This window comes from Neobacillus sp. K501, from assembly GCF_053749995.1.
Genome location: NZ_JBSLYA010000003.1, coordinates 537886 through 551927, shown reverse-complemented (window position 1 = coordinate 551927; position 14042 = coordinate 537886). Strand labels below are relative to the sequence as shown.

16 protein-coding genes and 1 pseudogene are annotated in these 14042 nt (G+C 35.9%); 11 read left to right on the top strand and 6 right to left on the bottom strand.

The genetic code is table 11. From position 1 onward, the window contains the following. Nucleotides 1-78: 78 nt before the first annotated feature. From ACWM35_RS10580 to ACWM35_RS10570, 3 genes are read right to left on the bottom strand one after another with little or no spacing between them, the layout of a single operon-like run. Nucleotides 79-606, bottom strand: coding sequence for a permease (locus ACWM35_RS10580; RefSeq protein WP_454818061.1), 528 nt, complete (start codon nucleotides 604-606; stop codon nucleotides 79-81). Then, nucleotides 603-1085: a hypothetical protein gene (locus ACWM35_RS10575; RefSeq protein WP_454818059.1), complete on the bottom strand. Its 483-nt coding sequence runs from the start codon at nucleotides 1083-1085 to the stop codon at nucleotides 603-605. Before ACWM35_RS10575 ends, ACWM35_RS10580 begins: the two co-directional genes overlap by 4 nt. Continuing rightward, nucleotides 1078-1419, bottom strand: a complete 342-nt coding sequence (locus tag ACWM35_RS10570) for a PadR family transcriptional regulator (RefSeq protein WP_454818057.1) — start codon at nucleotides 1417-1419, stop codon at nucleotides 1078-1080. Before ACWM35_RS10570 ends, ACWM35_RS10575 begins: the two co-directional genes overlap by 8 nt. Nucleotides 1420-2132: 713 nt before the next feature. Here ACWM35_RS10570 and ACWM35_RS10565 point away from each other — a divergent pair. Then, nucleotides 2133-2690 (top strand): pyridoxamine 5'-phosphate oxidase family protein, encoded by a 558-nt coding sequence (locus tag ACWM35_RS10565; protein WP_454818055.1) that lies wholly within the window; start codon nucleotides 2133-2135, stop codon nucleotides 2688-2690. A gap of 209 nt (nucleotides 2691-2899) precedes the next feature. Continuing rightward, nucleotides 2900-3415 carry a DinB family protein gene (locus tag ACWM35_RS10560; protein WP_454818053.1) on the top strand — a complete coding sequence of 172 codons (516 nt, stop codon included), beginning with the start codon at nucleotides 2900-2902 and terminating at the stop codon, nucleotides 3413-3415. A gap of 223 nt (nucleotides 3416-3638) precedes the next feature. Here ACWM35_RS10560 and ACWM35_RS10555 read toward each other — a convergent pair whose 3' ends face one another. Then, nucleotides 3639-4271, bottom strand: coding sequence for a DUF2238 domain-containing protein (locus ACWM35_RS10555; RefSeq protein WP_454818051.1), 633 nt, complete (start codon nucleotides 4269-4271; stop codon nucleotides 3639-3641). Nucleotides 4272-4838: 567 nt separating this feature from the next. Between ACWM35_RS10555 and ACWM35_RS10550 the strand changes: the two genes are divergently transcribed. The 5 genes and pseudogenes from ACWM35_RS10550 to ACWM35_RS10530 all read left to right on the top strand — a co-directional run bounded on the left by ACWM35_RS10550 (nucleotide 4839) and on the right by ACWM35_RS10530 (nucleotide 8426). Beyond that, complete coding sequence (locus ACWM35_RS10550; RefSeq protein WP_454818049.1) at nucleotides 4839-5330, top strand: DinB family protein; 492 nt, start codon at nucleotides 4839-4841, stop codon at nucleotides 5328-5330. Nucleotides 5331-5506: 176 nt separating this feature from the next. Further along, nucleotides 5507-5905 (top strand): VOC family protein, encoded by a 399-nt coding sequence (locus tag ACWM35_RS10545; RefSeq protein WP_454818047.1) that lies wholly within the window; start codon nucleotides 5507-5509, stop codon nucleotides 5903-5905. Nucleotides 5906-6118: 213 nt separating this feature from the next. Beyond that, nucleotides 6119-6718 carry a pyridoxamine 5'-phosphate oxidase family protein gene (locus ACWM35_RS10540; protein WP_454818045.1) on the top strand — a complete coding sequence of 200 codons (600 nt, stop codon included), beginning with the start codon at nucleotides 6119-6121 and terminating at the stop codon, nucleotides 6716-6718. A 233-nt stretch (nucleotides 6719-6951) separates the two neighbouring features. Further along, nucleotides 6952-7440 carry a DinB family protein gene (locus ACWM35_RS10535; protein WP_454818044.1) on the top strand — a complete coding sequence of 163 codons (489 nt, stop codon included), beginning with the start codon at nucleotides 6952-6954 and terminating at the stop codon, nucleotides 7438-7440. Between the two features lie 317 nt (nucleotides 7441-7757). Then, a pseudogene (locus tag ACWM35_RS10530) lies at nucleotides 7758-8426 on the top strand (DNA alkylation repair protein). A gap of 186 nt (nucleotides 8427-8612) precedes the next feature. Here ACWM35_RS10530 and ACWM35_RS10525 read toward each other — a convergent pair. Next, nucleotides 8613-9038 (bottom strand): DUF3995 domain-containing protein, encoded by a 426-nt coding sequence (locus ACWM35_RS10525; RefSeq protein WP_454818043.1) that lies wholly within the window; start codon nucleotides 9036-9038, stop codon nucleotides 8613-8615. A 238-nt stretch (nucleotides 9039-9276) separates the two neighbouring features. On the opposite strand from ACWM35_RS10525, the gene ACWM35_RS10520 reads away from it, so the two are divergent. From ACWM35_RS10520 to ACWM35_RS10505, 4 genes are all read left to right on the top strand, one after another. Then, nucleotides 9277-10059, top strand: a complete 783-nt coding sequence (locus ACWM35_RS10520) for a C39 family peptidase (protein WP_454818041.1) — start codon at nucleotides 9277-9279, stop codon at nucleotides 10057-10059. Nucleotides 10060-10790: 731 nt separating this feature from the next. Then, on the top strand, nucleotides 10791-11570 hold the full coding sequence (locus ACWM35_RS10515; protein WP_454818039.1) for an SDR family NAD(P)-dependent oxidoreductase: 780 nt from the start codon (nucleotides 10791-10793) through the stop codon (nucleotides 11568-11570). A 186-nt stretch (nucleotides 11571-11756) separates the two neighbouring features. Continuing rightward, entirely contained in the window at nucleotides 11757-12509 is a 753-nt protein-coding gene (locus ACWM35_RS10510; protein ID WP_454818037.1) for a GNAT family N-acetyltransferase, read from the top strand. A 154-nt stretch (nucleotides 12510-12663) separates the two neighbouring features. Continuing rightward, a complete protein-coding gene (locus ACWM35_RS10505) occupies nucleotides 12664-12972 on the top strand; it encodes a putative quinol monooxygenase (RefSeq protein ID WP_454818035.1) in 309 nt (102 codons plus the stop codon). A gap of 155 nt (nucleotides 12973-13127) precedes the next feature. Here ACWM35_RS10505 and ACWM35_RS10500 read toward each other — a convergent pair whose 3' ends face one another. After that, on the bottom strand, nucleotides 13128-14000 hold the full coding sequence (locus ACWM35_RS10500; RefSeq protein WP_454818033.1) for a LysM peptidoglycan-binding domain-containing protein: 873 nt from the start codon (nucleotides 13998-14000) through the stop codon (nucleotides 13128-13130). Between the last annotated feature and the right edge of the window lie 42 nt (nucleotides 14001-14042).

Genomic DNA, 14042 nt, shown 5'->3' with positions numbered 1-14042 from the left:
GTATCCTCTATTCTTTTAGTAAATGTTGCAGCTACAAAAGAATCTGGGATTGAGGGCTTATAGATTATCGATCTATATCTACACGTCTTTAGTTAGATCATACTTTAACAAATGTTGAGGCTTATAAAATTTTTCAAAAATAATACCCATTAAATAGAAAAATAACAAACCAAAACAAATGTGAATGAGTGTAAATTTAACTCCAAATGAAGCTAATTCATACACAATAACCGGTAATTTCGCAGTTGTCCAAACTCCTAAAAAAAATACAATATAGCGTATGCTTGCTCCTTTTTTTAGTAATAGTGCCGCAATTGGAAAAGCTACGTAGAGGGGACCGGCTGCAATTACTCCTAATAATAGGGAGAACAAAATGCCATAGATCCCGGATTTTTCTCCCATATATCTTATAAGTGTTTCTTTCTCCACCCATTTGTCAAGCAAACCTACAAATAGTAAGACAGGAGGGAGTAGAAACAGCATATCTAAAATGCTTTTTCCTGTTAATTGAAATGCGTTCCATCCCACCGATTGGTTTATTAAGGTAAGGATAATGAGCCCAAATAATAAAATGAAAAAAAAACGATACCTTTTTAATTCATTCATCCCATCACCACCCAAATAATAAATGAAAATAGTAGAGACATTACCACTGCAGAAACGTTACGAGAATAGGCAAAACTTCGCCCAAATATCTTTTGTTCCATAGGTAAAGTTGTGATTCCTACGGACATTAATGTAGACATTAATACAGCTACTTGAGGGAGTCCTGCACCATTTTGGACTAATGTGTGTCCAAGAGGAAATACAACAAAGCTTGGAACCAGTGCAATAGAACCAATTAATGTTGAATAAACGATACCTGTCAATCCAGATTTTTCTCCAATAATGGAAGAAATTAAGGTTGGAGTTAATATTGATAGAGATAGCCCAACGAAAAGCATAATTGATAAGATGTCAGGAAGAATATTCAGAAAGCTTTTCCATGACTTTAATAGAGCATCTCTTGTTTTATTTCGATCTTTTATAAAAGAAATACTGAGGAGAATGATAGCCAAAGCATAAAGAATAGCACCATTAATCATGACTAGACTCCTTCCATTCTTTGAATTTATTTAAGAAGAATGATAAGTTTTTCATTTTTTCTTCGATATCTATTTGAAAATCTTCTAATTTTCTTTTCCCAACTGTAGTAATTTTGTACATTTTTATCAGCTTATCTTGATCAGATGTGTCCAAATAAGACTCAACAGCACCTTCTTTTTCTAATGTTTTTAATGTGCGATAAAGAATGGCACTATCAATTGGGTTGATGGGAAGCTCTTCTTCACATTTCTGAAGGAGTTTTCCTCCATAGCTATCTCCCTCTGTTAAAAACAGCAGAAGAAATGCACCTGTATGTCTCCCTGTATGTTTCATGATATATAACCTCCTAATGTAAATGTAAAATTTTTTGGTAATTTATTGCTGTTAATAACAGTATACTGTTATTGACAGTAATATGTCACTGACAGTATGTCTTTTTTTAAAAAAATTCTTGTTTATTTTTTCTGTTCTGCTTTCTTATGGGTTAGTTGGATGGTGGATTAAGAATGGAATAACAGTTCCATCTCTTGTGATAGCAAAACAACCTGGGAAATAGAAATTAGAATGTGAAGGATTGTACTTAAACTAACAGAGGACATACTTTAAGATCAGGTTGCTACGGCATCCGCTGAAGCGGATGCAAAAAGAGTAGCAGAAGAACAAGCTAAGAAAGGCAATGATACTGGGATCACCTACGATCTATTAGCAAGAACTCTTGATCATTATGTCGCTTAAAAAGTTAAATTCCAAGGCAAGGGTGTTCAAGTAATCGAAGGTGAAGGTACGACTCAAATAAGGTTAGTTGATGGTGATAATTATGATACAATCCTATTTGGAGAGTTTGATTCTCCTATTGTCACTTCTAGGGTTTTAGAAGATGAAACCATTTCGATCATGGGAGTATCAACTGGTTTACTCACCTACCAATCCACAATGGGTGGAAATATATCCATACCTGGTGTGTCTATTGAAAAATAGAGCAATAAAAAGATTATGACCGGGTACTATTTATTAAAACAATTGGTGAGACGAGGAGGAAATATATTATGGCAACAGTTTATTCATCAATACTTCCAAAACATGAAGAATTTATAAGAAAACAACGGATTTTTTTCGTTGGTTCAGCACCACTATCAGCAGACGGACATGTTAACATTTCACCTAAAGGTCATGACGTACTAAGGATATTTTCACCAAATGAGGTTGCTTATTTAGATTTAACTGGTAGTGGAAACGAAACAAGTGCCCATTTAATAGATAACGGTAGAATCACATTTATGTTCTTAGCTTTTGAAGGTCCCCCTATGATTTTACGTCTATACGGAAGAGGTAAGGTAGTATTACCAGACTCACCAGAATGGAATGACATGGCTAAGCATTTTGACATCCTACCTGGTTCTCGTCAAATAATTCATGCAAAGATTGAAACGGTAAAAACGTCTTGTGGTTTTAGTATTCCTTTTTATTCATACAATGGTGAACGAGATACTCTTCAACAGTGGGCTACCAATAAAGGCGAACAAGACTTAGAAGAATATCGTAAAAAGAAAAATTCTATTAGTATGGATGGAATAGTTACACCAATTGGAGAAAAGTTTTATTAACGGTAAATAGTAAAGTCCTAGTTGAACGTACGGGTGCTAGAGTTAAAGATGAAGATCGCTGCGGCGATCTTTTTGCTTTTTCCACTTAGGGGTAGGTTAGCTGAAGATTAAAATAGTACTATCCATTAAAAAGATGGATGGGAATATTAAAAAAAGAGGAAGAGTTAACTTTTAGTAGAATGTTAGTACTTTAAAAGGAGGATGGTAAATTGAATAAAAAATCGTTACTTGTATCTTCATTAACAGGATATGAAGCAGAAATTGGCCGGTGGTTATGGTGTTTAGAGGATGTTCGTCGTACCCTTATAACTGAATTAACGGGAATGAGCCATAGCTTACTAGATAGAAGAATAGGTCAAAGGCAATCAATTGGAACTCTTTTGTATCACATTGCATTAGTCGAGGCAGATTGGCTATATGTGGAAGTAATTGGGACCGATTGGGATCCTGAAATTAGCTCATTATTTCCGTTAGAAAGTCGAACTGAGAATAATTTAACTCACTTTGAGGGGGAAAGTTTAGAACAACATTTTTATCGCCTAAAAAAAGTTCGTGAAGTATTTCTTACCTACTTTCGTTCAATGGACGTAAACGATTGGCGAAAACCTCGGGTACTTGAACAATATGAAGTAACCCCAGAATGGGTTGTTTATCATTTGGTTGAGCACGAATCACATCATAGGGGACAGATTTTCCAATTACTTAGGGAATTACGTGATAATTAAGTAATCGATGAACAATTGACAAAAGGCTATTAAATTGGGATTTATAGGTAATCTCGATCAATTGAAATCCTACCTTTCGAATTGTGGTGCTTAAATGATGTTATCGGAGCTGCCGTTGGCAGCTTTTTCTTATGCAAACGGATCAGGTTAGAGGAAGAAATGGAATGTAAATGAAGTGTTTAATTTTGGTATAATCTTTTCCATTTATTCTTCCTACGTTTTTTTAAAAATTTTTACGAAATTGTTTTTCTAATAGCTTGTTATGAACGTTTGTGAACAGGAGAAGGGAGAGGATTGAACCAACAAATGTTAACGACATATCCCACTGTGCATCCCAAATATCTCCTTGTGCTCCCAAAAACTTTTCAGTTGCTTTAGTGCCTTCCCCTATATTAGAAGCAATCCATTCAATAATTTCATATAAGGCTCCAATTGCTAATGAAAAACTTAATACCACTGAAACCAGCCAAGGGCCCCTTTTAAGAGGGCTTTTTCGTATAAATAGTTCTCTTATGACAATCGCAGACATTCCCTTAAGGAAATGTCCAAAGCGATCATAATGATTTCTCTTTAAATCAAAGGAATCTTTGATCCAATTAAAAAATGGAACTTCTGAGTAAGTGTAATGACCTCCTATGAACATCATGATGCAAAGAATGGCTATGATGAGATAGGACAATGTGGTTAGACGAAACTTATTATATATTACAAGGACGATAGCAAGAGTAACAATGCCTGGTAGTACTTCCATAGTCCATATTAAATATCCAGCTGGTTTAATCATAGACCAAATAAAAACAGCAATGACCAGCAGTAACAGAAATACATGATATTTTGACCATCCGTCTTTAGCCAATTTTTTCACTCCTTATGTTTATACGATATTTAATAATTATATTTTTTTAAGATTTCCATCATCTATAAAACCAACTTTAGCGTGGGTAAAAAGTACACAAGCACTATTGAAACTTTTGCTTTAAAGGCGCAAAACAATTGTAGCAAAGCGCAGCTCAACAAACTCAATCCATCAATGACAGCATTAAGCCCCCGTAATCAAGAAATTCAAAATGAAGAACATCAATAAAAAATAATCAATAATTCTTGGAATAGCTTTATGACAACCTCAACATATATATTAAATTATCCAATTTAGGTTTCTTTATTAGAATCTATAAGATAGAACCTCCAAATGGCTAATTACTACATGAGAACAATTAGATTGTTTGGTACGTCTTTTGAAAATTTACATTCCAATGATGTTGGGGCTTCGGCAGATGCTTTCGATTTAGAATCCGGCAAAATTGTTGAAAGTGAAATGCCCAAGGAAGCATCAAATGTTAAAGGAAAATATCATTAGAAATATGAAGGAGTTTTCAGAAGGGAGACGAATATAGAATCTATCATTAAAAGGAGTGTGATTCGTATGTCTCACGCTAAAGATGTTTTGGCAGATCAATTATTAGCAAATGCAAACGACCCTAGCTGGTACGTTCCGTTTTCGGAATCCGTTGAAAACTTATTAGAAGAAGAAGCCTTTTGGAAACCTAATGATGAAAGCAACAGTATTGCAGAAATCGTACAACATCTTCTTTACTGGAATGACACTTGGCAAAAGAGGTACAAAAAATCTAATGTGAATGTTGTTGCTCCCTTAAGTGACAATAATGAAAGCTTTATGATTAGGGATAATAAAAAGTTTGTTGACTTAAAAGACGCCCTCTTAGCGGTCCTGCTTCAATGGCAGGACCTTCTGATTAATGAAAAGGTAGAAAACGATGTGAATGGTTTCCCTGAGTCCGTAAAATGGTGGGAGGTTTTAGGGAATTTGTCCACGCATAACGCTTACCACATCGGACAAATCGTTTACATACGGAAGCTACAAAAAAGCTGGAAAGCAAATATTAATGGCGAATAAATTTGACAACTTACATTATATTTGTTCATCACTCTGAAGCGTTACTTGAAAATCTGGCTGCCAAATAGGGAGCCTTTTCTTACTGCACGAATGGGGCAGGTTAGTAAAAGAATTGATATTATAATACAAGTTGAATTATTATTTAGAAAATAGATACTAAAAGGAGTAGATTTATTATGGATAAGGTCACACCATTTTTAATGTTTCAAGATGGCAAAGCAGAAGAAGCAATGAATTTTTACACATCTCTGATTGAGGATTCAGCAATTACAAATATTGTTCGATATGGTGCAAATGAAAGTGGGGATGAAGGAACTGTCATGCAGGCTACTTTCACCTTAAAAGGTCAAGAATTTATGTGCATTGATAGTAATGTAAAACATCAGTTTTCCTTCACACCTTCGTTCTCAATATTTGTTACTTGTAATACTGAAGAAGAACTTGACAATCTTTATCAGAAACTGAACGAAGGTGGACAAGCACTTATGCCACTAGGAGATTATGGATTCAGTAAGAAATTTGGCTGGTTAAATGACCGTTTTGGAGTTTCGTGGCAACTAAATCTACCTAAATAATATGAAGAACTTAATATCCTGTTCATACCAATAATAAAAAGCATATATTGTTAAACTAACGGGAGCGATTCTTTAATTGGATCGCTTTTTCTTATTTATGTGACGGGTCAGGTTACTTCAAATAATTACAATACTTTGAGATTTAACAATTTCTTATTTCGTCCAAACTATGTGTTAAAATAATAGTCAAATTATTAAAAAGGATGTTGGATGATGTCAAGAGGAGAACATTTACTTCAAGAACAATATGGAACAACCAAGAGAGCATCCTCTTTTTATGAAAATCAAATGCTTAATTACCTAAACAATAAGATGACAGATTTTATTTCGAAACAAAGTATGATGTTCATAGCAACGGCTGATTCTAATGGAAATTGTGACTCCTCTTTTAGAGCTGGCTCAACAGGTTTTGTACGTGTTATTGATGATAAAACAATCATTTATCCCGAATATAAAGGGAATGGAGTTATGGCAAGTTTAGGAAACATCATAGAAAACCCACATATTGGACTAATGTTTATAGATTTTTTTGAGAATAACATAGGGTTACATGTTAATGGTAAAGCTGCCATTATAGAAAATAGCCATTTATGCTCATTTAATATTCCTGAATTGATATTAAATGATATTGAAGAAAAAGAAGGAAACAAACCCAAACGGTGGGTGATGGTTAAAGTTGATGAAGCGTATATTCACTGTTCAAAACATATCCCAAAACTACAACAAATGAACAAAGAAATGTATTGGGGAACTGATGATGAAAAACAAAAGGGTGGGGACTTCTTCAAGACAAAACAAAGTATGAAACAGTAAAGATAGTGAAGAGATGCCCTTAAACTAAAGGGAGCGTTTCTTCAAGGTCAGCTGCCATTTCAGGCAGCTTTTTCTTATTGAACGAACGGGGCAGGTTAGTTGAACAAGCATAGACGACGGGGGATATAAAACAATTGAGTGATTAGAGATAAGAAATGAATATCCAATAAAGAAAGGGTTTTTCTATACATCTATTGAATAAGTAGTTATATTTTTTAAAGGCGGGTGTTTTGATGCTTCAACACGAATATGGATGGGTTCGACAAACCAGAGGAACTCTGATAGATTTTTGTAGGAAATTAGATCCTGATCATTTTACTCATACAAATGGTTTCGGTTGGCAAAGTGTAAGAGACACATTAGTTCATATAGCAGATTGCTATGTTGCTTGGCTTGGCTCATTTGTTTTATTGAAGACAAAAAAACCACTTACTCCAAAGGAAGAAATACAGAACCTCGGTTTAGAAGAAATAATAACACTATTTGAACAAGTAGATTCAATAGTAAATGAATTATTTGAACTATATGGTCATAAATTAAACGTACTTATTGAAAAAGAGATCCCTTGGAGAGAAGCACCCGAACTAATATCTATTACTCCAGGTAAATTGTTAACGCACACCATTACCCACGAGTTTCATCACAAGGGACAAATAGTAGCTATGCTCAGACAGATGGGATATGAACCCCCAAATACAGATGTTATAGGAACAGAAGATTAATTTTATTCAAGAAGTTTTTTTTAGAAATGTTTAAATGATATTGCCTATTTCGTTGAGTAAGGTTGTGAAGTTTCATACTTAAAGTAACGTGGGCGTTTCTTTAAAAAGGAATGCTCTTTTCGTATCCAATTAAAAGGAAGTAAATTTAATATGGATGCTCTTCTCTTATAGGTGGCGAAAGCTTTAATATGATAAATGCTACAATATTAACTTTGGAGGCATACCACTGTAATAAGACTTAAAACGATATTGAGTTCTTGATATATCCTGTCAAGTACATATTATGAAACACTGCTTTACTAAAGGAGTTGTGTAAAATGAATGAAAAAAAAGGTACAGAAATAAAACGCTCTTCAAAAGCAGAAAACATTCTACTCCAGATCAATAGTAAAACGAAACTAGGCGACTTACGAAAAATCGCGAAGGACATTAAAAAAGATCACGAATTAGCTATGGAACTTTGGTTGACCGAAGGGTTTTTACCCAGACTATTAGCCATCTTAATTATGGACAAAAGACTTCTTTCACAAGAAGTGCTAAATAAGCTTGATAAGGATATGCAGACTCACACTTTTGATGAGCGAAATAACTTAATGGATTGGTTAATGGCCAATCAGCTCACCAAAGACAAGAAGAACATTGCCTTGATGGAGTCATGGGAAAATAGTCCTTCTGCTCTTCAAAGGCGAGCTTTCTGATATTATCAAGGGCGATTGAGATGGACTGGACAAACACCACCTGATAACACCGCATACTTGCTATCTGCATTAGAAGCTAATATTACGCAGGAAGAACCGGAAGTTCAATGGGCTATGAATTTCACTGCAGGCTGGATAGGCGTTTATGATGAAAAGAATCGTGTACGTTGTATTAAACTTGGTGAGAAAACGGGTCTTTACAAAGATGAAATAGTATCAAAAGGATGTACTCCCAGCTATTTACCGGAGTTCATTAAGATTGAAGTTAACAAACGACATAATAATTAGATACCTCTGAAAGGTTCATTAGGGTTTGATGCAAAGAATAAAGGAATTCAAAGACTCATTTGAAACATCATAATTAGTGTTGATTTTAACAGAAAAATAGCCATAGAAAAAGCAATGGAATTCATTCTCCATTGCTTTTATTGTTGAATTATCACCATTTGTTGGTAATAGTAAATATCAATGATTTCAAACAAAAGATGCTAGAAAAAAAGTAAGACTAATCCATACACAAAGGGGTGAATAGAAGGCAGTATCTTGTTTTGCAAATTTAGTATGTTTGATTTTCTTGAAAAAACCTACATATTTTCCTTCACCAATAGCACGAAGCAAGAAAACAAGTCCTCCTGCCATACAAAGCCATTTTGAAAGAGGGGAGGAGTTAAAAGATGCGAACAAATCGATTTGAACTAATAGAAGGATAGATGCAAAAAAGCAAAGGAATCCGATAAAAAGTGTACCTAACATTCTTGGTTGTAAAGCTGGCAATTGACTGTCATCTTTAGTTGGAAGAACCGAATTGACTCCCCAACTTCCACCAAATGCCCAAAAAACGTGTAACACACCGATAATAATGAATATTAAAGAGGTTATTCCTATTAAAATCTTTATCAATTTACCACCTCATCCGTATCTGCTAAATTGGTAAAATTAGTATACTCTATTATCAAGTATTTTAGCAAAATATTCGCAAGGAGTTTACTGAGCAAACTTTTGATAATTGACTCGTTAAAATAATTTTTTCTTCCCGATTGCCCTTTTTTAAGAAAAGTTTAAGATAGCCCCTTCATAATAGGGCTAACCAATGAAACTTGCATAGGATAAAAAAGTGAGAAACTGGAGGAGAAATTGATTGAAGACGAACGTTATTTCATTCATGCTCGCGATTGGGATGCTTATTTTTGTAGGTGTGCATTATGCTGAAGCGCAAAAACCATCCAATACTAAAGCTACTGAGAATCATAATGTCATAGAAGAAATGAACCAAGAAGGACAGGAAACAGAAGCTTTATCATCAGAAAATATAGTGGAACCTCATACAGCTAGTCAAAGCATGATCGAGAACGTCCCGCTGATTCAGCAGCTGCCTGAACTGCCGCGAGGCTGCGAGGTAACCAGTCTCGCGATGCTTCTTCAGTTTGCAGGTGTTACGGTCGACAAAATGACGCTTGCCGAAGAAATCAATACCATTCCTTTCTGGGATGAAAATGGCTTTAATGGGAATCCCAATGTTGGATTCGTGGGTGATATGTATAGTTTTGATCATCCAGGTTTAGGTGTATACCATACTCCTATTGCCAATTTGGCTGAATCCTATTTACCTGGTAGAATCATAGATTTAACAGGAGAAGAAATCGAATCGATTTATTCGATGATAAACAATGGTTCTCCTGTATGGGTGATTACCAATTCTCGATTTGCAACGCTTCCGGAAAGTGAATTTAAGACTTGGAATACCGCCTCAGGGGAAATACAAATTACTTATCGTGAGCACAGTGTATTAGTAGTGGGTTATGACGAAGAAAATGTCTATTTAAATGATCCTCTAGCGGAACAACCATACAAATCGGTCCCAAGGGCCAGCTTCGAGGAATCATGGATTCAAATGGGGAAACAAGCTGTCAGTTATCAATAATCGTTTAAATCATATTAAACATGTTTTCGTTTCGGGAGTTGAGAAAGGATATGGAGAATTTTTCTGCTATCGCGGGGCATTTTGTGGAATCATAAATTGAGTTTACTGATAAAGCACGTGGTGAAAACTTTTCCCTACGTGCTTTTATCTTTTTCCGAATCAACGACGCCCGTGGTGGGGATCAGGTTTGGCCGCGAGTTGGAAATAGGGGAAGTATTTTCGCTAATTTTAATATATTTTTAAAAAACAAGTCTTATAGAAGTAGAAATTTCCCTTATTGATTCGTAAAGTTTAAAAAAAGGCATTTTTTCCTTGCATAAGCAAAAAAACTTCGCTAATTTATCCCGAAAAGAACTCACCTTTGCAAATAATAACGGAAAAAACTTCTCTTATCCCCCATGGAGAAGAAGGACTTCAGTTAACCAACTCACAAGGTAATGAGAACCTAACAAAGGACATTCTACAAAAAATGAAATCGTCCTTGTTGCCAAGCTTCCGAAAACTATTTTTAACAAGGAAAGTGGTATTATTGAAATATTCAGATTGCAACTGGACATATGTGAGGTTACGATGTCATTAAAACAATCATTGAATAAAAGGGGATTTTTCGGGTGTCATTCTATAATTTTTTCCTTTAATGAGGGATAATGAGAAGATGGTTAGTAAAAGGGGTAGCAAAGAAATAAATGTAGAAATAGAAAAAACGGGGTACTAGAAAGGGGAATATAATCATGGATTTAGGATTAAAAGGAAAAGTCGCTATTATCACTGGTTCGAGCAAGGGGATTGGCCTAGAAACGGCACTTCATTTAGTGCAAGAAGGCGCAGAAGTAACGATATGTGCCAGAAATGAGGAGCGTTTAAAGGAAGCCGCTGCCTATATTTTTGAACAAACGGGTAAAGAGGTTTTTTATGTGGTAACGGATGTCACACAGGAAGACCAATGCAAAAATGTAGTAGAGGCAACGGTCAAAAAATATGGACGTCTAGATGTATTAGTCAACAATGCCGGAACGGCACAAGCCCATCATTTTGAAAAAGTTGAAACAGAGCTGTGGCGACAGGACCTCGATTTAAAATTATTTGGAGCGATTCATTGTTCCCGTTACGCCGTACCTTATATGCGCCAAGCGGGAAAAGGAGCCATCGTCAATGTGACTGCAGTTGGTGGGAAGACACCGCCGGCTACATCTATGCCTACTTCCGTTAGCAGAGCAGCAGGCATGGCGCTGACAAAAGCGATGAGCAAGGATCTTGGCCCGGACAATATTCGAGTCAACACGGTATGCATCGGCTTAATTCGTAGTGAGCAAATCGAAAAAATGTGGAAAAGAGAAGCACCAGAACTCACATGGGAAGAATTCTCCCAAAAAGAACGTCAAATTCCATTAGGACGTATCGGAAATACAGCAGAAGCAGCGAACGTGATTACGTTCCTTGTATCTGAGGCTGCCTCTTATGTGTCGGGTACTTCAGTGAATATTGATGGCGGTGTGGCAGGAACATTGTAGGTTACATATGCGATGCTTGGAGTATGGTAAGATACTTCAAGCATTTATTTATGATTGAAATTTTGATGGTGAATTTTGGGTAAGGTTAGTATGATTATAGGAAAAAATAAATATAGTAAAAGAAATATAGAATTACTTCGATCTGAGGTGTGAGAACGAATCGGTTACAAAGGGGAAAAGGAACGTATGGAAATCACATTTAACGATATTTTCATTCATGGACATAAAGTCGCTGAAGATAGTTTATTAAAACAGTATCATTTTCCAGAAATGCTAACTCGATATGATAGTAGTTTTATTGAATATAAACATTATCCTACACTGGAGGAATTGAAATTAGCAGAAAGCTATTTAAGAGACTATCATCAGAAACATGGTCAGAAGCATATCAAATTTAAATTTCCGGAAAATGAGAGAATTCCTCTCGAATTAGAGTATTATCTCAATCAAAAAGGCTATGATATTGGTTTTCTCGAACTATATGCCATTCAACCTGATCAATTTCCAGGCGTGGAGCATAACCCGGATATTGCCATTCAACAGGTAACCAATCAAACATTAGAGGCATTTCTGGAATTACAGTATCAACAGGATCTTATCTTTGGTAACCGTTTTGCCAATCAAAAGAAAGAATTAAACAAAAGCATTTTCCAAAACCCGAGAATCATACAGCTCATGGCATTGTACCAAGGGGAGCCTGCAGGTGCCGTGGATTTAATTCTATCGAGAAAAATGGTCGAAATCGATAATTTGGGAGTGCTCCCGTCGTTACAAAAAAAAGGGATCGGCAGCCGAATCCAAAAATGGGTGATGGACACGTTTGACGATAAGACGGTGATCCTAGTTGCAGATGGTCAAGACACCCCAAGAGATATGTATCAGAAGCAGAACTATCAGTGTGTAGCGTATCAATACTACACGCAAGTAGTGGAAGTATAGGAGCAGTGGATGTCCACTGCTCTTTAACGTGTTCTTGGTTTAAAAACAGGAGAAACGGGCAGAAATGAAATGATGTTTTTTATAAATATAGTAGGATAATGGTGGAAAAATATAGAAATCAGTAACAGGTCATAAAGGAAGGAGGACCATCAAAATGAGTAAATTTAGTCTATTTGGCAAGTTTACGGTACAGGAAGGCGAACGGGATAACATGGTGGATATTTTGCTACAAGCAGCTGAATCCATGAACAATCTCGATGACTGTGAAATCTATCTCGTCAATATTGCTGAAAAAGAACCGAATTGTGTTTATGTCTACGAAGTGTGGACGAATGAAGTAGCGCACCAAGCCTCGTTAGCACTTGAAGCGACCCAAACGTTAATAAGTCGGGCAAAACCGATTATTACGGGAATGGAGAGAATTAGCACCTTAGTAGCAATGGGAGGAAAGGGGATTTCGTAGAAAATGCACCAACCTCCCAACTAGGACAACACATAAAAGCTTGAGATCTTGAATCTCAAGCTTTTTTTGGTTTCTACTAATCCCTTCGTGGAAATGGGGCAAAGTAAGGAATGGGCAACCTGTCTTGTTAAGGGAAAATAAGTCAGACCGAACTGTTATTTCACTTTTTGTAAATCCAAATACTGAACGGTTTTTCCATCCCGGTCAATCCCAACGATTAATTGTTTTTTATTAAATTGATAAACGATTTGTTCACATTTGGCACTTTCATAGCAGGTAACGATCTTGATTTCATTTGGATTTCCATACGCATCGAGGATTTTGCTTTTGTCTGTAGGAATAGAAGTGGTGTTTAAAAACTCTGGATACACTTGCAGTTGATCAATCGGGTCGTTGGCTGCATTAAAAGTCACCCGAACCCCAGGAGCTTCACCTTGATAATAAAGAGCTCTTGAATTCTGATCGTCTTCTGTTTTTGTGGGTTGACCGAATTTATTCACTAGCTGATTATAGGTGGAACCTACGGTGATTCCATTAATTTGAAGATCCTTTTCTGTATAAAAATAAGCATCTTTTATCCCTTTATCTTTTAACTTCTTACTCATTTTTTCAGCTTTGGATTTACTGGAAAAAACCCCTGTCTGAACACGATAGTAGATTTGATCATCGATAACTTTCTTCACAACAATCGCTTCAATCCCTTTCTTTTTCAAAAAAGTGACGCGTTTATCGGCATTGCTTTTCTTGCTAAAGGAACCACCAACGACAACATAAAACGGTTTGCTTTCGTCAAAGTCTGGGATTACTAATTTTTGACCAGCAATAATCTTGTCGCTCGTCAATTGATTGTATTCCTTTAAATCAGCCACGGAAATATGGTATTTTTTCGCAAGGCTGTATAGTGTATCTCCTTTCTTTATCGTTATATATTGATCCTTCGCGATTGCCTCGCTAGTAGAGAAATAAAAGACCGAACCGAACAGCACCGTACAAAGGAAAACCTGCAGGAAACGTTTTAACTTCTTCATTTTTTATCACCTCATATCATTTGACGAGGTGATTTTCCATTT

Excerpts from the sequence above, each read along its gene's own strand:
- ACWM35_RS10580 (WP_454818061.1), bottom strand. The coding sequence starts at position 606 with ATGAATGAATTAAAAAGGTATCGTTTTTTTTTCATTTTATTATTTGGG.
- ACWM35_RS10575 (WP_454818059.1), bottom strand. The coding sequence starts at position 1,085 with ATGATTAATGGTGCTATTCTTTATGCTTTGGCTATCATTCTCCTCAGT.
- ACWM35_RS10570 (WP_454818057.1), bottom strand. The coding sequence starts at position 1,419 with ATGAAACATACAGGGAGACATACAGGTGCATTTCTTCTGCTGTTTTTA.
- ACWM35_RS10565 (WP_454818055.1), top strand. The coding sequence starts at position 2,133 with ATGGCAACAGTTTATTCATCAATACTTCCAAAACATGAAGAATTTATA.
- ACWM35_RS10550 (WP_454818049.1), top strand. The coding sequence starts at position 4,839 with ATGTCTCACGCTAAAGATGTTTTGGCAGATCAATTATTAGCAAATGCA.
- ACWM35_RS10545 (WP_454818047.1), top strand. The coding sequence starts at position 5,507 with ATGGATAAGGTCACACCATTTTTAATGTTTCAAGATGGCAAAGCAGAA.
- ACWM35_RS10540 (WP_454818045.1), top strand. The coding sequence starts at position 6,119 with ATGTCAAGAGGAGAACATTTACTTCAAGAACAATATGGAACAACCAAG.
- ACWM35_RS10535 (WP_454818044.1), top strand. The coding sequence starts at position 6,952 with ATGCTTCAACACGAATATGGATGGGTTCGACAAACCAGAGGAACTCTG.
- ACWM35_RS10515 (WP_454818039.1), top strand. The coding sequence starts at position 10,791 with ATGGATTTAGGATTAAAAGGAAAAGTCGCTATTATCACTGGTTCGAGC.
- ACWM35_RS10510 (WP_454818037.1), top strand. The coding sequence starts at position 11,757 with ATGGAAATCACATTTAACGATATTTTCATTCATGGACATAAAGTCGCT.
- ACWM35_RS10505 (WP_454818035.1), top strand. The coding sequence starts at position 12,664 with ATGAGTAAATTTAGTCTATTTGGCAAGTTTACGGTACAGGAAGGCGAA.
- ACWM35_RS10500 (WP_454818033.1), bottom strand. The coding sequence starts at position 14,000 with ATGAAGAAGTTAAAACGTTTCCTGCAGGTTTTCCTTTGTACGGTGCTG.